We start from the raw sequence: 18,712 nt of genomic DNA on the forward strand, positions 1-18,712 counted from the left end.
TTATTGATTTTTATTTTAAAACATTAGTATTCAGGTGATTATTTATGAAATTTCTCATGATTTCAATGCTGAAATTTATATAAAAATTAATAGGGAAAGTCTTGACAGTCAATTTTTAAAAATTACTTTTGCGCAAATTTTTTGAAAAGTAATATTATGTGGAAATTATTGAATGTTCGGGAAATATTTACGGCCGGGATGATTCTATTTGCGGTAATAGATATTATAGGTAATATTCCAATTATTATAGACTTACGAAAAAAAGTAGGTCATATTCAAAGTGAAAAAGCTTCTGTGGTGGCCGGGGTGATCATGATCGTATTTTTATTTTTAGGAAAAGAAATTCTAAATTTAATAGGTATAGATGTAAATTCTTTTGCCGTGGCGGGTGCTTTTATTTTATTTTTCCTGGCTTTAGAAATGATTTTGGGAATAACCCTTTATAAAGATGATGAGCCAGAAACCGCATCTATAGTGCCATTAGCCTTTCCTTTAATTGCTGGAGCGGGGACAATGACCACCCTGGTTTCTCTACAAGCAGAATTTGAAGCCATAAATATTATTGCAGCTATCCTAATCAATCTTATCTTTGTATATATTGTACTTAAATCTTCTGCTAAAATTGAAAGTATTTTAGGAAGCCAGGGGATTAGTGTGATTAGAAAAGTATTTGGTGTAATTTTACTGGCTATTGCAGTAAAATTATTCGCCGCAAACATTCAGAGCTTGTTTTCATGAAGTTTTTAATTTATACCGTAATTATTTTGGCTGGATTTATATCCATTTATAGCGCCAATGTATTAAATTTTAATAATTTAATGGAAGGTGATAGCGGCACCGCTGTTCTGGTAATTCTAGCCTGTCTTTGTGTTATTGTGCTAATGGGTATCTTGTTGGTTTCCAGAAGTATCGCTAAGAAGCATAAAGCTTAATTGCATTCAAAGACTCTTTAGCTTAAGACCAGTTCTTATCAATTTCAATTAGCCCTAATTTACGTGCTTATTTTAGGGAAAAGTTGCTTTGTCCTCATTGGCAGCTTTTGTAACTAAGCTAAACTTAGCTGCGCTTACATTAAATAATAACCAAACATCATTAAAGGCAGGGAGAGGAAAGTGAGTATGAGAAAGCTGCGATGCAATTTTCTGTAAATTAGTGCCAGGCGTAATTTTTTTCTAAAGGTTAAATCTTCGGTAAGTTGTATTTCATTTTTAATACATTTCATCGAAACATTAGAAGAAGTTACCAAAATTTCTTTCTGAAGAAAAAGTAAAGAACTGTTATCTAATAACCGAAAAGCCACCGCTATAATGAAGAAAAACAGGGGGGCAACGAAAAATGCGATAATTAGATTCTCAGAAAAAACACTCACAATCGCAATTTATTGATTTTTTTTAGATAATTCAAGAACTTTCTCAATAGCGGGGTCGTTGGCATTTAGCAATTTTTCAAAAGCATTCATTCCATATAATTGCTGCGCCATCACAGCTTTTAAATATCGTTTCAATAAATCTTCGTGTTCATTTACCTCCAGGGATATGTTCTGCATTCTCGAAAATCTTATAAAATCCTGCACTATTTCTTCGGTAATCTTTACTTCAGTTTTAAAATCTTCACGGGAAATATTGTTATAATATGACCGGTCTTCCTCCAGTACATTAAAAACAAAACGGTTCATAAAGCCGTGTTGCATTAGAAGCTGAATTTTAGCGCGTTCGCTATCGGTATCTTTAGGAATAAAAACATCTGGGATTATTCCACCGCCACCATAAACAGTCTTTCCTTTTGGAGTAGTATATTTTAGAGAGTCATTTACGTGAATACTATCGGCATTGTTTAATTCCCCGTTATTATAACGTCGCATATAATCTTTAAAATAATTGTCATTTCCGTTGTTGTATGGCTTCTGAATGGAACGTCCTGTAGGTGTATAATATCTTGCGATAGTAAGCCTTACCGCACTACCATCACCCAATTCCATTTCCCGCTGCACGAGTCCTTTACCGTAAGAACGTCTTCCTACAATAATGCCACGATCATTATCTTGCAGAGCACCCGCAATAACTTCACTAGCCGAAGCCGAATTTTCATTAATTAATACATAAATATCCCCATCTTCCAACATGCCTTCACGACGGGAATAAGTTTCTTCTACCGCGCCACTCTTGTTTTTGGTGAACAGGATTAATTTTTCATCTTCTAAAACTTCATCTACAATCTTAATAGCTTCTGCCAGATAGCCACCGGGATTATCCCTAAGATCTAACGCAATTTGTGTAGCGCCTTCTTTCTTTAATCTTTTTAATGCTTTTTTAAATTCTTTATAAGTAGTCTCTGCAAAGCGGTTCACTTTTATGTAACCCAGGGTGGGGGAAAGCATGTAAGCAGCATCGACACTTTTTAAGGGAACACGCCCGCGTTTTACTTTAAAAGTAAGCAGATCTTCGGTACCTTTTCGTTTAACTTTTAAGGTAACTGCAGAATTGATTTCCCCTTTTAAATGCCTGGTCAGAGAATCTGTAGGGATGTTCATATTAAAGAGTGGAGTACCATTGGCATATAAAATACGATCGCCCCCGCGAATGCCAATTTTTTCACTTGGCCCGCCTTTTAGTGCCTGTATCACCACCACCGTATCATTCACGTTGTAAAAACTAACCCCAATTCCTACAAAATCCCCCTGCATATTCTCAGAAACGCTGGCATATTCTTCTTTGGGAATGTACACCGAATGTGGATCGAGGTTTTCTAAAATTCGGTTTACAGTAAGATCAACGATACTATCTGTATTGACATCATCTACGTACTCGTAGTCAATATAGTCTATAAGTCGGTTTAGCTTTTGTTTTTTAGGATTGGACGTAAATAAATTTTTAGATGTAGAAAAATTAATTCGGCCTCCAAGTATTACCCCTATGGCGCAAGCGGTGGCCATTAGTATGGGTAATAATATTTTATATCTTCTTTTCAATCTTCTAAATTATCAATCTGTTTTAGATCAACACCGGCCTTTTTTAAAAAATCCAACCCAGAGTTATCTTTATAATCGATATGGTACACCAGCCGTGTGATTCCTGCCTGGTGAATTAATTTACTACACTCTTTACAGGGGGACATCGTGATATAAAGGGTAGCACCGTTACAGGATTGTGTAGAACTTGCAACCTTTAAAATTGCGTTGGCTTCGGCGTGTAACACGTACCATTTGGTATATCCCTCGTCATCTTCACAATAATTTTCAAAACCGGTAGGAGTACCATTAAAACCATCAGAAATTATCATCCTGTCTTTTACAATAACTGCGCCAACCTGCTTTCTTTTGCATTGCGATAATTTGCTCCATTCCCGGGCAATTCTCAAATAGGCCTTGTCGTACTTTAATTGTTTTTTCTTATCCATGTGTGGAATTTCCTCGCTTGTTGGGCTATTTTTTCTGAATTTAAAAATTTCAGTCTTAATCTTAAATGATCCCGAAATTAAGGTTTGTTTTTTCTGAAATTCAAAGATAATAAAAGCTATTTATCAGTCAGTTACAATTTAATCTTTCTTCGCGGTAGAATTTTTAAGAGACTTTCTTAAATATACACGTAGATTAGACCTCACGGACTCAGAGACCTCGTGAGGTCTTTATGCTTAAAATTTTAAATCGCCAGCCAGTTCTCTTGAAGTATTGGTAGTATAATCCCAATAACCACAGACGAACTTACCAGGATCCAGTCGCGTCTTGAAACCTGTAAAATATTTTGCGCTATAAAGGAAAAAATGATCACGGCAATTACTACAATTACCTGGGCTGTTTCTATCCCCAGAGCAAATTCCAGTAAGGGTAAAAGTTTACTTTCGGTATTGGCAGAAACCATTTTAAAATAGGTGGAGAAGCCTAAACCGTGAATCAAACCAAAGAATACCGTGGTAAAATAAAGCCAACTGTGGTTCGTATTCCGCTCCTTCTTGCTGGCGGTAAAAAGATTAAATAAAGCCGTTAAAATAATAGTAATGGGAATAAGCAGTTCTACGTAAGCCGAATCTACTTTTACAATCTCATATACAGAAAGGAATAAAGCCAGGCTGTGACCAATGGTAAATAGCGTTACCAGCCATAATATGCGTTTCCAGCTGCTAAAGGTATAAGCTGCAACCAACACAATCAAAAATAGAATATGGTCGTAAGCTTGCCAGTCCAGAACGTGTTCTAAACCTAATTTAAAATACAGCCAGAATTGGGACATATCAAATGAATTAGAAAAACCCGAAAGTACAACTAATTCATAAAATTGCAAAGACAAGAAATCCCGTTCTTCCAGTCAATTGGCGACTTTTAATCGCGGGGCGAAAGCCAAGGGTTTAATTCCGCCGGGGCTTGCCTCGAAATAAAAGAGTTTTTTTCGGAAGCATACCTCGCACCCTTGGGGCGAGGTTGTTAATTTAAAATTCTGCTTTCTTTTCCATTAGAAGTAGCGGGGAAATTAACATCCTATGAATATAAGCTACGGTGTGCACACGAATATCTTTTGATAAAACAAGTTAGTCAAGCATAAATTTTCGCGCATAGAACTTCAGCTTTTTTGCTTATCTTTGACGTTAGTAACGTGAAACAATCTTATTTGTGATAAAATCATTTACAGACAAAGAAGCTGACAAAATTTGGAATGGAACCCAATCAAGAAAGCTTCCTGCCAATATTCAAAATGTAGCAAGAAGAAAACTGAGAATGATAAATAATGCTCAAAATATAAATGACTTAAGAATTCCTCCAGCTAATCATCTAGAAAAGTTGAGTGGAAATTTAGAAGATTTTCATAGTATTAGAATTAATAAACAATGGAGAATAATGTTCAAATGGAAAAATGGCAATGCTTTTGAAGTTCAAATAGTTGATTATCATTAAACCTAAAAAATAGAGAAATGAAAAAACTTGAAAACATACATCCTGGAGAAATCTTAAAAGAAGAATTTTTAGATCCAATGGAAATTACTGCATACAGACTTTCCAAAGACACATTTATTCCGCAAACAAGAATAAGTGAAATCATTAAAAAGAAAAGAAGAATAACTGCTGATACAGCTCTTCGACTTTCAAAATATTTTGGAACAACAGCTAAATTTTGGTTGGGTTTACAAGATGATTATGATTTAGATGAAGAGAAAACATTAAAAGAGAAAGAATTCAATAACATAAAGCCGTTAGAAAATAACGTGGCCCAATAAAGAATATTCGCAATTGTGATCCCTTTAGCTAGGGGTAATTAATAAAAACTTACGGATATTCGAGATCTTTTCTCACAATTGCTTATTTTAATCCTGCAAGATTCTGCTAGACCTTGCAGGATGCTACTAACTGCTTACTGTCACTGCCAACTGGTCACTGCCTCACTACCAACTGAAATTAATGGCTATGTCCGCCTTCTCCTTTTTGCATTTCGGCCATGAGGTAGTAGGCGTTGTTATAAACAAATCGCGTGCCTGGAGCGACTTCGTCCACTAATTTTATGGCAATCCATTCGCCTTCCTGGATCCCGGGAACAACCTCTATGGGTTTAAAGCTCCAGGCATCACCCTCTTCTTCTGCAGAAAAAGTAAAGAACTGGTCTCCATCTTTAGTGATGGCTGCTTCGGGTAAAGCGATGCTTCGGCTATCTGCCACCGCTATTTTTGCGCGTACAAACATTCCCGGTACTAAATTCTCGGGTAGATTATCAATTTCGGCGTGCACGTGCAACGCTTTTGGATCTTGTTCAAAGTTTTTGCTAATGGAAAGAATTTCTGCAGTAAGCTCCTTGCCGGGCATTGATTCTACTGTAAAATACACTTTTTGCTCCTCTTTTACTTTTGCCACATCTTTTTCAAAAACCATAAGATCTACGTGAACATGTTCAGTATTAATAACTTCAAACATATTCGTTTGCGCCTGTACAAACTGGCCGGTTTTAACGTTTACCGCCTGTATAGCACCATTTATGGGTGATAGGATGGGGATTTGCTGCTGGATATTTCCATTTTTTACACTTTTTGGATTAATGTGTAATTGTCTTAATTGAGCTTCCAATCCCGCGAGACGGCCTTTTATCATATCTAAATCGGCTTCAGCCCGCTGGAAACTTTCTCCCGAGCCTACGCCGCCTTCATATAATTTTTGTTGTCTCGAGAAATCTTTTTCCTGAAATTTTAACTGATTGCTCGCGTTCATATAGTCTGTCTGGATTTTAATTATTTCAGGATGGGAAATATAAGCGAGTACCGCTCCTTTTTTTACCTTCTCGCCTTCTATTACCTTTATATTTTTAACATTCCCACCAATAACGGGGGTGATAGAGGCTTCACTTTGGGGTGGCACTTCCAACTGTCCATTTGCTGCTACAAAGCCGCTCATTAGCTTATGCTGTAGCGTATCAATTTTCATGTCTAAAGCTTCAAACTGCTGCTGTGACAACATGGCTTCTTCGACCTGGGCTGTTTCTGGAGCTTCCTTTTGAGCTTTACTATTTGCTTGCGGCTCCTGTTTATCCTTGCAGGACACAAATGCTATGATTATAGAGAAGAATATAATATTTCTGATTTTCATATTGTTTTGTTTATAGTTTAGAAAACTACCTCCTGTTATTTTCACGAGGTTTTAGATTGAACGAATAGAGATTAAAGTTCGTTTTGTAAATAAAATTGAATTTCTGCCAGGGCAAACTGGTAATTTTTGTAAGCGGTAAGCGCTTTTAATTCGGCCTGTACCGCGTTGTCCAGGTTCTGAATAAAAGCCACGTATTCCATAGCGCCTTCGTTAAAGGCCAACAGCGAACCCTGTCTTTCTTCTTCCAATAATGGCAATACCTTATCGCGATAAAACTCCCAGGAAGCTTTCCATTTTTTGTAATTCTGAAGCCTTGTTTTAAACTTAGAAGCTAAGCGTTTTTCCTCAAATTTGGCGGCTTCCCTGGCTATATCGCGATCTATACGCGCCGCTTTCACTTCGCCGTGCGCTGCACCCGATAAAATAGGAATGGAAATCCCCGCCTGATAGCTGTAAAACCCGGTATTTCCATCTTTTTTCTGAAATCCATACTGCACATTAAAATCGGGAAGAAAATCTGCTTTCTCTGTACTGTATTTTGCTTTTGAGACAGCGAGTTCCTGCTGGGCAACTTGAAGTTGGGGATGTGATGCTATTACCCGGGGGTTTAGTTCGTTTTCTGCGATTAATTTAGTTTCAAAACTTGTGGGAACTTTGTAATTTGCTTCCTCTCCCAACCATAAATTTAATTTCTGAATGGCAATTTGATAGTCGTTTTCTGCCTGGGCTTTCTCAATTTTTATCTCACTAACCCGGTTTTGCGCAGTAAGCATTTCCAAACGGGAAATGGCTTCAACTTCGTGCCTTAGAGAAATTGCCTCTTCCATCTTCGAATAAAGTGAATCCAGCCTGGTAAACAAGTTGGTCTTTCGATTTGCCGCAAAAGCTTTGGTCCACAATTTTTTTACTTCGCGGCTTACTTCAAGTTGAGATAAACGATAAGCATTTTCTGCAAGTTTAATACGCTCCTTATGTAATTTGTTCTTCGGAATTATTCCGAAGAGATCAATTCCCTGTTGTTTAACACCCACAGTGGTATAAGTTCCTCCGGAATCCCCAAGTTCTTCTCCGCCGGTAAAAACACCGGTGGTCCCCAAATCCCAGGCCGATTTCTTTAGCGCTTTTTCTTTTTCAATTTTGCGCTTTTCATTTTTTAGCAAGGGATAATTCTTTAGTGCCAGTTCTACAGCTTCCTGTTGGCTAATTTCAGAAGAATTATTGCTGGTCTCTTGAGCCATAGTCGTTTTTAGCGGAAGAACTAAAAATGCTACAACCGCGATCCCAGCCACGATATTTTGATTCAACATACTTTTATTTTTTCTGTTTTCCACCCATTTGTAAAGGATGGGCAAAATAAATAAGGTTAAAAGGGTAGAGGTAATTAGACCACCAATAACTACCGTAGCTAAAGGTCGTTGCACTTCACCACCGGCTGAGGTCGAAACAGCCATGGGAAGAAAACCTAAAATATCGGTCAACGCAGTTAGTAAAATAGGTCTTATTCTACGCCGTGTACCAAGGGAAATACGTTCGTTGATATTGGTCACGCCTTCTTCTTTTAATTCGTTAAAACCGCTTATTAGTACGAGTCCATTTAAGACGGCAACCCCAAATAATACGATAAATCCAACCCCAGCCGAAATACTAAATGGCATATCCCGAAGCCATAGTGAGTAAATCCCGCCAATTGCCGCCAGGGGAATGGCGATATAGATCATAGTGGTTTGCTTAAAAGATTTTAATGCGAAATAAATTAGAATAAAAATGAGTAAAAGCGCGATTGGAACCACAATTTGCAACCGCTTGCTGGCGCGTTCAAAGTTTTCAAATGCCCCACCGTAACGAATATAATAACCGGCTGGTAATTCAAACTGAGCATCAAGCCTTGTTTGAATATCTTCTACTACAGATTTTACATCGCGATCCCTAATGTTTACTCCAACATAAGTACGTCTATTGGTGTTATCCCGACTAATCTGCATTGGTCCTGGTTGATAACTAATATTCGCAACTTCTTTAAGAGGAATTTGATTTCCCGAGGGTAAACTCACATACAAATCTTTTATATTTTCAATACTGCTGCGATTTTCTTCCTGTAGTCTAACCACCAGGTCAAAGCGTTTCTCACCTTCAAAAATAACCCCGGCCTTTCCACCGGCAAAAGCCGATTGTACCAGGGTGTTAAGGTCGTTAATTTGCAAGCCGTACTGGGCAATCTTATCACGATTGTATTTTACACTTATCTGCGGCAGGCCAGATGTGGCTTCTACTTTCATATCGGCAACACCTTCTACACCACTAATAATATTTCCCATCTCCCGGGCTTTGCTGGCTAAGAGTTCCAGGTCTTCCCCGTATAATTTTACGGCAATATCTTCCCGAACTCCGGTTAAAAGCTCATTGAAGCGCATTTCTACCGGTTGTGTAAATTCATAACTTACACCCGGAAATACGCTAAGCGTTTCTTTGATACTGGCAATAAGCTCATCTTTAGAGGAGGCCGAAGTCCACTCAGATTTATCTTTTAAAATGATAAAACTATCGCCAATATCCATAGGCATGGGATCTGTGGGAACATCTGAAACTCCAAAGCGACTTACCACCTGGTTAATTTCGGGATACTCATCTAAAAGGAGTTTCTCGATTTTTGTTGAGGTAGCAATACCTTCTTCCAGGGAACTTCCGGGTTTTAGAATAATATGAAAAGCAATATCCCCTTCGTCTAATTGAGGAATGAATTCTCCTCCCATCCTGCTGAACATAAAAACTGCCAGGGCAAATAGGCCAATTGCCAGTCCCAGAATCAATTTTCCTTTTCGCAGGGACTTTTTTAGTAGAGGCTCATATTTATCCTGAAGCCAAATTATAAATTTATCTCCGTAAGATTTTTTTGAAGTTTTTGGTTTCTTCAGAAATACCGAGGAAATCATAGGTACGTAGGTAAGGCAAAGGATCATCGCGCCCAGCATGGCAAAAATAAAAGTAAGTGCCATGGGTTTAAACATTTTACCCTCTACGCCTTCTAAAGCGAGAATAGGGAGAAAAACAATTAAAATGATAAGTTGCCCAAAAAATGCAGAATTCATCATCTTTTTTGCTGAAGACGAAGCAATTTTATCTTTTTCTGCAGCACCTAAACTCCTCTTTTTCTTTATTTGCTGATGAATGGTAAATACCGTGCTTTCTACAATAATTACTGCACCGTCAACAATAATTCCAAAATCTATCGCGCCCAGGCTCATTAAATTAGCCCAAACATCAAAGACATTCATAAGGATAAAGGCAAACAATAGCGATAGGGGAATGGTGGAGGCAACTATAAGTCCGCCGCGCCAATTACCCAATAGCAACACCAGGACAAAAATTACAATTAGCCCGCCTTCCAGTAAGTTTTGGGTTACGGTAGAAGTGGTTTCACTTATTAATTCACTACGATCCAGGAAGGGCACTATTGAAATTCCTTCCGGTAGGGATTTTTGTATTTGTACAATGCGCTGTTTTACATTATCGATAACCTCGTTAGAATTGGCACCTTTCAGCATCATCACCATCCCACCAACGGCTTCTCCTTCGCCATTTTTAGTAAGAGCACCATATCTTACAGCACTGCCTAAGCGAACTTCAGCGACATCTTCTACAGTAATAGGAATGCCGTTTTTATTAGTAACCACTATTTTTTTAAGATCATCAACACTTCGCGCTAAACCTTCGCCACGAATAAAATTCGCCTGGTGGTTTTTTTCAATATAAGCACCCCCCGTATTTTGGTTATTGTTTTCAAGAGCTTTAAAAACATCAGAAATACTTAAGTCTATGGCGTGTAGCTCTTCGGGATCTACGGCAACTTCATATTGTTTTATTTTTCCACCAACTCCATTAACCTCCACGACTCCCGGCACCATGGCCATTTGTCGCCTAACAATCCAATCTTGAATACTGCGTAATTCGGTAGCTGAATATTCCTGTTTATATTCATCTTCAACCTCCAAAGTATATTGATAAATCTCTCCCAGGCCGGTAGAAATTGGTCCCATGGAAGGTGCTCCAAAGCCTTTTGGGATTTCATCTTTTACGGCTTCTAGTTTTTCGGCTACCAGTTGCCTGGGAAGATAGGTGCCCATATCATCTTTAAAAACAATGGTCACTACCGAGAGACCGAAACGGGAAACAGAACGAATCTCTGTTACCCCGGGAAGGTTGCTTAAGGCAATTTCTACAGGATAGGTGACAAACTGTTCAATGTCTTCGGTTGCCAGGTTCGGGGCTTGCGTCATTACCTGTACCTGGTTGTTGGTAATGTCTGGTTGGGCATCTACGGGAACCTGCAGCATACTCCAGACTCCTGCGCCAATAAGCACCAGGGTAAGCAAGCCAATAATAAATTTATTATTGATTGAAAAATCAATGATTTTATTAATCATGTATATTGATGTTTAATTCAGTTAAATATTAAAAAAGCCGACAAGAGAAAGCCGGTGACGATGGGATATAATCATCCCTTATACTGAATTAAACCCTGGGCGGTTGAAAGTGAAAGTTAGGAAGTTCTTCACCTAAATTTGCACCTCTATTGATAATTAGTGTAGAAATGGCGAGGTCTAGAGTTTCAAAAGCCTGGCCGTTAAAGTTTGTAACATGTACATGGCAGCAATGACATTGGCAAAAAGGGCTACAGCTGTCTGCTTCCAGAGGTGAATGTTCACCGTGATCACTCACCTGTACTTGCGTATCCTGCTGAATAGTAAGCATATCATCCTCACAGGGAACCAAATTAAGTCCCAAAAAAAATACAGCGAGTATAATAGCTAAATGCTTCACGTTGCAAAGATAGGTGTTTTGTTTGAAGATAAAACTTTGAATTAAAGGAAAATTAAGAATTACTATGGAAGAAATATTTGCCACCAATGCGCGAAACTTTTAGTTTTAAAAACCTAAAAAAAGGTAGATTAAAGATCACTTTGATGAAGCAGATTTTTCCGATAGATTTTTAATTAGGTATTTCAAAAAATTTATCGCCCGTGTTACTCTTTTTTGGAAATGAAGGTGAAAAATTGAGCTACATAGAAAAAAAATTGTTCTACTCATTGGATAAGTACCGGTTTTTTGTCAAACCTTGAACTTTGAAACTTTAAACCTTGAATCATATTTCCTACATTTTTAAATAGAAATCTTTTACCAGGGCTTTATATTCCCGAGTGTAGTTATGTCTTGAAATTTCTATAATTAGTTTGTCTTCTTCGGGTTTAATTTGATGAAAACTAAAACTTAGAAGGCTTCTCTTAATTTTTGAAGTTTCGGTACCTTTTACCCGGGTGATTTTCCTCGGAAAAAGTTTGAATTTTGCAGCCAGTTCTATAAAATTTTCCTCTTCATTATACGGGATTACCGTGCTAAATTCTCCTTCCGGATGAAGTAATTTTGAAACTCCCTCCAATAATTCTGAGAAAGGAAGCGCATCGTAAAAGCGCGCTGTTTTTCTGGATAACGCTATTTTCTCCTCCTTCTGGGTAGATACCGAAGGCAGAGGGAGCCTGGGTTCATAAAAAGGCGGATTGGAAACGATGAGTTCATATTGTTCTTCTTCCTGCATTTCTTCTACAAACTCATCAAATGCTGCGTGATAGCAAAATAAACGATCGCCCCAATCGCTCGCTTCAAAATTTGCTACACTCTGTTCGTAAGCATTTTCATCTATTTCTATGGCATCTATGAGTTGGGCCGGAGAGCGCTGTGCCAACATTAAAGCGATAACCCCGGTTCCTGTGCCAATATCTAAAATACTGTCTGGTTCATGCATTAGGGAAGTCCAGGCTCCCAATAGGACTCCATCGGTGCCAATTTTCATTGCACAACGATCTTGTTCTACCTTAAATTCTTTAAATTGAAATGCTTTGTTTGACATAATGAAAATTAAATATAATTATTCTCTTGAAACCAGGCGATACTTTCTTTAATGGCCGAGTTAATGTTGGTTTTAGGCATATCCAATTCTTTTTGTGCTCTGGCATTGCTAAAATAATTTTCTGAAAATAACATCTTTAAATTTGTTTTTAAAAGACGCATATTTTTAGAAGGAAAAACACTTGCTGCTATAACGATTAAGCTTACCAGGATTTTTGGAATAGGTATTAAAACTTTAGACTGCCCTGAAATAACCATAACTTTTTTAAAATATTCTTTATAAGTTAAGTTAACACCCGAGAGCAGGTAGCTTTCTCCTTGCTTATTACTCTTTAAAGCGCTTACGCAGGTAGTTGCTACCGCACTAACGTCAACATAACTTTTACCTCCTTTGGGATAAAAAACAACTTTGTTTTTTAAAGCATATAAGAGTAATCTGCCGCTGGAAGGTTTACTGTCATAAGGTCCAACCAAAAAAGTAGGGGCTAAAACGATTGCCGGGAAAGCATCATTTTCCACTGCTTGCAGTACTAATTGCTGGGCTTTATACTTACTATGTGCATAGCCGGAATTTTTCAAAAACGGCATAAACCCAGAGTTTTCATCTCCCGGATTTTCTTTGCTACCCATAGTAAAAGCATTCGCACTGCTTATAAAAATAAATTTTTTAATGTTGAATTTCTCACTGGCTTCCATCAAAAGCCTGGTGCTGGTAATATTTGCCTCGCGATAATCTTCAAAATCTGGAGAATCCTGACTTGTTTTTGAAGCCGCATGAATTAAGAAATCACAACTTTTTAAAGCAGTCTCAATATCTTGCTTCCTGCTCAAACTGCCTCTGTAAATACTACAATCTAAGGTTTTTAGCAATGTTGCATCGCTGCTGCTTCTAATAAAAGCTACTACCCGGTAATTTGCTTCCAAAAGCTGTTTGGTAATATGAAAACCAAGGAAACCGCTGGCGCCGGTCACCAATACTTTAGGAGTCATCGCTAAATGTATTTGTTGTTTCAGTTTTTAACTTTCCGTTTAAGATCCTTAGTTGTATGGGGGTGGGTACATAACGTAATAAGAGGGAATTGAACCAATTCAATTTCCCGGGAATAATTACTGCTTTTTTCTTGAGTAATTTTTCCAGGCAAATCTCGGCAGTTTTTTCGGGCGATAGAACTGAAAACTTAACGATCCCGGTTAAAGCGTTTACCCGTTTAGATACATTTTCGTTAGTTGCCATAGGTCCCGGGTGTGCTACAGCAACGTGAATGTTGGTTTCTTTTAATTCAGCTTTTAAACCTCTTGAGAATGAAGAAACAAATGCTTTACTGGCGGGGTAAACTGTTTTAAATGGCATTGGAGCGAAAGCGGCGAGACTGGAAATATTCAGAATAAAAGCTTCTTCCTGCTTTTTTAAAATGGGTAGTAATTGGTGGGTTAGTGTAACCAGAGATTTAATATTTAACAGGATAATATTGTTTAAGTAATCTAGACTCACTTCGTCAAACTTATTGGCACCACCAATTCCTGCGTTATTAATCAATATATTAACGGGAAACTTTTTTACAAAATTAACCAGTTTATATAACTCCTCTTTTTTGGTAAGATTTACTTCATAGCGTATGGCTTCAATATTAAATTTGTCGCTTAATTCCTGTGCTAAGTTGCCATTGTTTTCGTTGGGAAGAGAAATAAGGATTAAATTTCTTTTTTGTTTAGCACAAATTTCGGCAAAGGCTTTGCCCAGTCCCTGGCTGGAACCGGTGATAATTGTATATGGTTGATTGGCTTGCATCACAATTTTAGATTATTCTATAGCTAGAATTTTGCAAGATAAGGCAGGCAAATTTTCGAAACAAGAAAACTAATTTATTCGATAAAAAAACCGCCTCTAAATAGAGACGGTTTGTGAAATTTTATAAGTGGAGCTGGTTATTCGCCTAGCCCCACTCGTTTGAAGCCTACAACTTCTAATTCTGAATCTACAGATTTTACATATTCTGCTACGCTTTGTTTACTGTCTTTGATAAAGATTTGGTTTACCAGAGTGTTGTCCTTAAAATAGCGCTTAATTTTTCCTTTAGCGATTTTATCTAACATTTCTTCTGGCTTTCCTTCCTGGCGAAGGGTGTCTTTAGCGATTTCATTCTCCTTATCTATGGTTTCCTGGTCCACACCTTCTTCGTTAAGTGCAATAGGGTTCATAGCAGCAGCTTGCATAGAAACATTTTTAGCAGCTTCCTCAGCTCCTTCAACATTTTTAGAAAGTCCTGTGATCACGGCAATTTTGTTTCCGGCGTGAATGTATGCACCTACGTAAGGAGCTTCCAGGGTTTCAAAGGAACCAATCTCGATCTTCTCACCAATTACACCGGTTTGCTCGGTTAGTTTTTCTTCAACAGTAATTCCTTTATACTCGGTTTTTAATAGCTCTTCTTTTGAAGAAACTCCAAGAGCAAGTTCAGCAAGATCGTTGCCCAATGTGATGAAATCTTCATTTTTGGCCACAAAATCTGTTTCACAGTTAAGGGAAACAATAGCCCCTTTAGTATTATCTGCGTTTAATTTAGCAATTGCCACACCTTCAGCTGAATCTCTATCGGCTCTTTTAGCAGCAACTTTTTGACCTTTTTTACGAAGTACTTCGATGGCTTTGTCGAAATCTCCATCTGCTTCTACCAATGCCTTTTTACAGTCCATCATTCCGGCTCCAGTAGATTTTCTTAATTTATTTACTTCTGCGGCGGTTATTTTTGCCATAATATTGTCTTTTATTTAAAAAAGTCGCTTAGAAACTAACTATTAAGAAAGAACTAAACGACTTTTAGAATTTGTGAAAAGGTTATGTTATTCTTTTTCGTTAGATGATTTGGCTTTGTCTAAAGTTTCTTCTTTAGACTCCAGTTTTACATCTTTCTTGGCTTCTTTCATAGCCTCTTTATCTTCGGCGTCTTTAGAAGGAACTTCAGCTTCAACTTTTTCAGCTTTCTTTGCAGATGCTTTTGTTTCGGCTTTTGCTTCTTTTTCGGCTTTCTGTGCTTCTGCCTTTTCGGCTTTCTCTTTCTTAGAAGCTTTTCTTTCAGAAAGACCTTCTACGATAGCATCAGAAACATAAGATACTACTTTGTTAACAGATTTTGAAGCATCGTCGTTAGATGGGATCACATACTCTACCTCACGCGGGTCTGAGTTGGTATCTACCATAGCAAAAATTGGAATGTTTAATTTTTGAGCTTCTTTAACAGCAATGTGTTCACGGGTAATGTCAACAACGAAAAGTGCGCCTGGAAGACGGCTCATTTCAGAAATAGAACCAAGGTTCTTTTCTAATTTCGCTCTTAAACGATCTACCTGAAGACGTTCTTTTTTAGAAAGTGTATTAAAAGTACCGTCTTTTTTCATCCTATCAATAGAAGCCATTTTCTTAACAGCTCTACGAATAGTCACGAAATTGGTAAGCATACCACCGGGCCAGCGCTCGGTAATGTATGGCATGTTTGCTTTTTCAGCTTGTTCGGCTACAATTTCTTTAGCCTGTTTTTTGGTAGCTACAAAAAGTATTTTTCTACCGCTAGCTGCTATTTTTGCAAGGGCATCTCCTGCCTCCTGCATTTTTGCAGCACTTTTATATAGGTTGATGATGTGAATCCCGTTACGCTCCATATAGATATATGGGGCCATATTTGGATTCCATCTTCTTGTAAGGTGGCCAAAATGCACACCTGCATCAAGTAATTCTTTTACTTCTACTTTGTTTGCCATTTTTGTAATAGTTTACGTTCTGTTGAAGATAGCAACACGTAAGTGGCTGTTTTAAAAACACGGCCTTACCTGTTTAGATGCTAAACTAACTCCCGCACGCTCAATCGCTAAGTGTCACTTCGACAAGCTTGGTATGAGGGTGGGGTAACAACAAAAATCTTTTTAATATTAAATGAACTTTTAGGGAAAATCCCCAATAAAAATTAACGTTTAGAGAATTGAAATTTCTTACGGGCTTTCTTCTGTCCAAATTTCTTACGCTCTACCATTCTTGGGTCTCTGGTCATTAAACCTTCTGGCTTTAAAACACTTCTGTTTTCTGCGTCCAGTTCTACCATTGCTCTAGAAAGGGCAAGACGAATAGCTTCTGCCTGTCCTGTAATACCACCGCCATAAACATTTGCAGTTATGTCAAAGTTTTGGTCATTTCCGGTAAGTTGCATTGCCTGGTTGGCTTTGTACAATAAGGTTCCGGTGGTAAAATAGTCTTTAAGGTCTTTTTTGTTCACGCTAAATTTCCCGCTTCCTTCAGAAACGTAAACACGTGCAACTGCCGTTTTTCTACGGCCAATTTTGTGAATAACCTCCATTACTTAAGATCGTTTAAGTTAATAGTTTTAGGCTTTTGCGCGCTGTGATCGTGATCAGCCCCGGCATAAACCTTTAAATTTCTAAATAGGTCTGCTCCAAGTTTGTTTTTTGGTAACATCCCTTTTACAGATTTCTCAATAAGTCTTTCAGGAGCCTTTTCAAATAACTCGGCTGCTGTTAAACTTTTTTGTCCCCCTGGGTAACCGGTGTGACGAATGTATTCCTTAGAATCCCATTTCTTTCCGGTTAAGTTGATTTTTTCTGCGTTGGTAACAATTACATTGTCTCCGCAATCAACGTGTGGGGTGAAGTTAGGTTTGTGTTTTCCCCTAAGTAGCTTGGCTACTATAGAAGCAAAACGACCTAATGAGTGTCCTTCAGCATCCAGGTGTACCCAATCTTTGGTCACGGTAGCCTTGTTGGCCGATACTGTTTTGTAGCTTAATGTGTCCACACTAATTAATTTTACTTATTATTAAACATTCCATTCCCCGATCCTTTCAAATTCATGTTAGGAAAACGGGGTGCAAATGTACAATTATAAATTTATATAGCAAGAACCAAATTAATTAATTTATACTGAGGGAGATATGAGGAATTCTCCATTGGTATAACCCCGTGAAGAATCAAATTTTATGGCCTTATGGGGGCGATAATACATTCAGTAACAAAAATCTGATTAATTAATTTATAACTTAATTTTTTGCGATACCCGGTCTATAGCAATTATATAATTTTTCCTGAAATAGCTTTTAAAAATAGTTATTCGAGAATTATTATTAAAAAGCAGGATTTTTATTGGATTATAGTCTAAGCTTTTTTTATTTAACCAGAGTAAAGTGCTTTGAATACAGACTTATAACTTTGTGGGTATTTTAGATTAGGAATATTTTTCCTCATTACCATTTATGTGCCAGGTTTTTCCTTGTAAAAGTTATCTATTACGTTACAAATCTGTTTTTTTTAAGTTAACGTTTCTCCAATATGAAAGAAAAATACCATTTTGTTTTGGTCTTTTGTTTTGGTTGTTAAACGAATTTGCCCATTATCATAGTGGTTTTCATAGCTCGTTAGAGCATAATTAGATGTATTAAATGCCATTTGTTTTTTTAAAATTTTATAGAGTACACAGCTTATGAAAATTCGATTTGCAGGCTATTTGGTTGGCCTAACCGCCTACAGGACTACTTAAAGCTTATCGATGAAAAACATATTTATGCGATAAGCGGCAAAGTTTGTGTTAATAAAGTGCTAATTATTTTTGTTTTTCTGTAGTTTTGTAGTCCCAAATCGATTAAGCTATGAAAAACCTATTTAATTTAAAGGGCTTGTGCGTCTTTATAGGCCTGGCACTGTCCCTAATTTCCTGTGAAGCAGAAGATAGCGAGATAATGGCAAGCAATGTTTCGGGTACCGATGCTACTGCTTCTATAACTCCAGCAGATCTTGAAGGGGAATGGATACTTTCTAAAATGAACGCAGATACGCTGGTAGATCTTAACAATGACAATGTTGGCCATAAGAATATTTTACTGGAAACCGATTGTTTTGATACCATGGGTGTTGTTTTTAATCCTAACGGAGATATGGTTACCACAAATTCTAAACTGGATTTTAAAGCCGGCGCAAATAATGATGAATTTAAATGCCTGTCTGGAAGAACCGATACCGGAACCTGGAGGGTAGAAAATCAAAATAACGAAGAGCGTTTAGTGCTTACCATGACGATTAACGGAAATGAATATACGCATAGCCGGGTGCTGGAAAGAACCGAAAATACCTTTGCTTTTGAAGTTAGCAAAATGGAATCTGAACAATATTATGGTAATCCAGATGGCACCGATGCCGAAGATGTGACTATTTTGTCTTTAGAATATACCAGGGTGAATTAATTGCGAGGTGATA

The 18,712-nt window shown here is 37.6% G+C and carries 19 protein-coding genes; 5 read left to right on the plus strand and 14 right to left on the minus strand.

What is annotated here, in order from left to right:
* Positions 1 to 156 precede the first annotated feature (156 nt).
* Positions 157 to 738, plus strand: a complete 582-nt coding sequence (locus BUA71_RS04875) for a MarC family protein (protein ID WP_072877310.1) — start codon at positions 157 to 159, stop codon at positions 736 to 738.
* The gene (locus BUA71_RS04880) at positions 735 to 932 is read left to right on the plus strand and encodes a hypothetical protein (protein ID WP_072877312.1); all 198 of its coding nucleotides are present in this window, start codon (positions 735 to 737) and stop codon (positions 930 to 932) included. Before BUA71_RS04875 ends, BUA71_RS04880 begins: the two co-directional genes overlap by 4 nt.
* A gap of 134 nt (positions 933 to 1,066) precedes the next feature.
* Here BUA71_RS04880 and BUA71_RS04885 read toward each other — a convergent pair whose 3' ends face one another.
* The 4 genes from BUA71_RS04885 to BUA71_RS04900 form a co-directional block, all read right to left on the minus strand.
* Entirely contained in the window at positions 1,067 to 1,369 is a 303-nt protein-coding gene (locus BUA71_RS04885) for a hypothetical protein (RefSeq protein WP_072877314.1), read from the minus strand.
* A 9-nt stretch (positions 1,370 to 1,378) separates the two neighbouring features.
* The gene (locus BUA71_RS04890; RefSeq protein ID WP_072877316.1) at positions 1,379 to 2,968 is read right to left on the minus strand and encodes a S41 family peptidase; all 1,590 of its coding nucleotides are present in this window, start codon (positions 2,966 to 2,968) and stop codon (positions 1,379 to 1,381) included.
* Complete coding sequence (locus BUA71_RS04895) at positions 2,965 to 3,396, minus strand: deoxycytidylate deaminase (RefSeq protein ID WP_072877318.1); 432 nt, start codon at positions 3,394 to 3,396, stop codon at positions 2,965 to 2,967. The genes BUA71_RS04890 and BUA71_RS04895 overlap by 4 nt, the downstream gene beginning before the upstream one ends.
* Positions 3,397 to 3,638: 242 nt before the next feature.
* Positions 3,639 to 4,226, minus strand: a complete 588-nt coding sequence (locus BUA71_RS04900; RefSeq protein WP_072877756.1) for a HupE/UreJ family protein — start codon at positions 4,224 to 4,226, stop codon at positions 3,639 to 3,641.
* 377 nt (positions 4,227 to 4,603) lie between these two features.
* Here BUA71_RS04900 and BUA71_RS04905 point away from each other — a divergent pair, with 377 nt between their 5' ends.
* Both BUA71_RS04905 and BUA71_RS04910 read left to right on the plus strand, forming a co-directional pair.
* The gene (locus tag BUA71_RS04905) at positions 4,604 to 4,885 is read left to right on the plus strand and encodes a type II toxin-antitoxin system RelE/ParE family toxin (RefSeq protein ID WP_072877320.1); all 282 of its coding nucleotides are present in this window, start codon (positions 4,604 to 4,606) and stop codon (positions 4,883 to 4,885) included.
* Between the two features lie 17 nt (positions 4,886 to 4,902).
* A complete protein-coding gene (locus tag BUA71_RS04910) occupies positions 4,903 to 5,205 on the plus strand; it encodes a HigA family addiction module antitoxin (RefSeq protein ID WP_072877322.1) in 303 nt (100 codons plus the stop codon).
* A 178-nt stretch (positions 5,206 to 5,383) separates the two neighbouring features.
* Here BUA71_RS04910 and BUA71_RS04915 read toward each other — a convergent pair whose 3' ends face one another.
* From BUA71_RS04915 to rplM, 10 genes are all read right to left on the minus strand, one after another.
* Positions 5,384 to 6,559: an efflux RND transporter periplasmic adaptor subunit gene (locus BUA71_RS04915; protein WP_072877324.1), complete on the minus strand. Its 1,176-nt coding sequence runs from the start codon at positions 6,557 to 6,559 to the stop codon at positions 5,384 to 5,386.
* 71 nt (positions 6,560 to 6,630) lie between these two features.
* Positions 6,631 to 10,980, minus strand: coding sequence for a CusA/CzcA family heavy metal efflux RND transporter (locus BUA71_RS04920; protein WP_072877326.1), 4,350 nt, complete (start codon positions 10,978 to 10,980; stop codon positions 6,631 to 6,633).
* An 88-nt stretch (positions 10,981 to 11,068) separates the two neighbouring features.
* Positions 11,069 to 11,377, minus strand: a complete 309-nt coding sequence (locus tag BUA71_RS04925; protein WP_072877758.1) for a DUF6660 family protein — start codon at positions 11,375 to 11,377, stop codon at positions 11,069 to 11,071.
* Between the two features lie 331 nt (positions 11,378 to 11,708).
* Entirely contained in the window at positions 11,709 to 12,461 is a 753-nt protein-coding gene (locus BUA71_RS04930) for a tRNA1(Val) (adenine(37)-N6)-methyltransferase (protein ID WP_072877328.1), read from the minus strand.
* Between the two features lie 8 nt (positions 12,462 to 12,469).
* Positions 12,470 to 13,450 (minus strand): NAD-dependent epimerase/dehydratase family protein, encoded by a 981-nt coding sequence (locus BUA71_RS04935; protein ID WP_072877330.1) that lies wholly within the window; start codon positions 13,448 to 13,450, stop codon positions 12,470 to 12,472.
* The gene (locus tag BUA71_RS04940) at positions 13,440 to 14,249 is read right to left on the minus strand and encodes an SDR family NAD(P)-dependent oxidoreductase (protein ID WP_072877332.1); all 810 of its coding nucleotides are present in this window, start codon (positions 14,247 to 14,249) and stop codon (positions 13,440 to 13,442) included. Before BUA71_RS04940 ends, BUA71_RS04935 begins: the two co-directional genes overlap by 11 nt.
* Before the next feature lie 137 nt (positions 14,250 to 14,386).
* Positions 14,387 to 15,214, minus strand: coding sequence for a translation elongation factor Ts (gene tsf, locus BUA71_RS04945; RefSeq protein WP_072877335.1), 828 nt, complete (start codon positions 15,212 to 15,214; stop codon positions 14,387 to 14,389).
* 87 nt (positions 15,215 to 15,301) lie between these two features.
* Positions 15,302 to 16,216: a 30S ribosomal protein S2 gene (gene rpsB / locus BUA71_RS04950; protein ID WP_072877337.1), complete on the minus strand. Its 915-nt coding sequence runs from the start codon at positions 16,214 to 16,216 to the stop codon at positions 15,302 to 15,304.
* 203 nt (positions 16,217 to 16,419) lie between these two features.
* Positions 16,420 to 16,806 (minus strand): 30S ribosomal protein S9, encoded by a 387-nt coding sequence (gene rpsI / locus BUA71_RS04955; protein WP_072877339.1) that lies wholly within the window; start codon positions 16,804 to 16,806, stop codon positions 16,420 to 16,422.
* A complete protein-coding gene (rplM, locus tag BUA71_RS04960; protein ID WP_072877341.1) occupies positions 16,806 to 17,261 on the minus strand; it encodes a 50S ribosomal protein L13 in 456 nt (151 codons plus the stop codon). Before rplM ends, rpsI begins: the two co-directional genes overlap by 1 nt.
* Before the next feature lie 847 nt (positions 17,262 to 18,108).
* On the opposite strand from rplM, the gene BUA71_RS04965 reads away from it, so the two are divergent.
* The gene (locus BUA71_RS04965; protein ID WP_072877343.1) at positions 18,109 to 18,699 is read left to right on the plus strand and encodes a lipocalin family protein; all 591 of its coding nucleotides are present in this window, start codon (positions 18,109 to 18,111) and stop codon (positions 18,697 to 18,699) included.
* Positions 18,700 to 18,712 lie beyond the last annotated feature (13 nt).

Origin of the sequence: Salegentibacter echinorum (genome assembly GCF_900129445.1) — a bacterium.
Classification (GTDB): Bacteria; Bacteroidota; Bacteroidia; order Flavobacteriales; family Flavobacteriaceae; genus Salegentibacter; species Salegentibacter echinorum.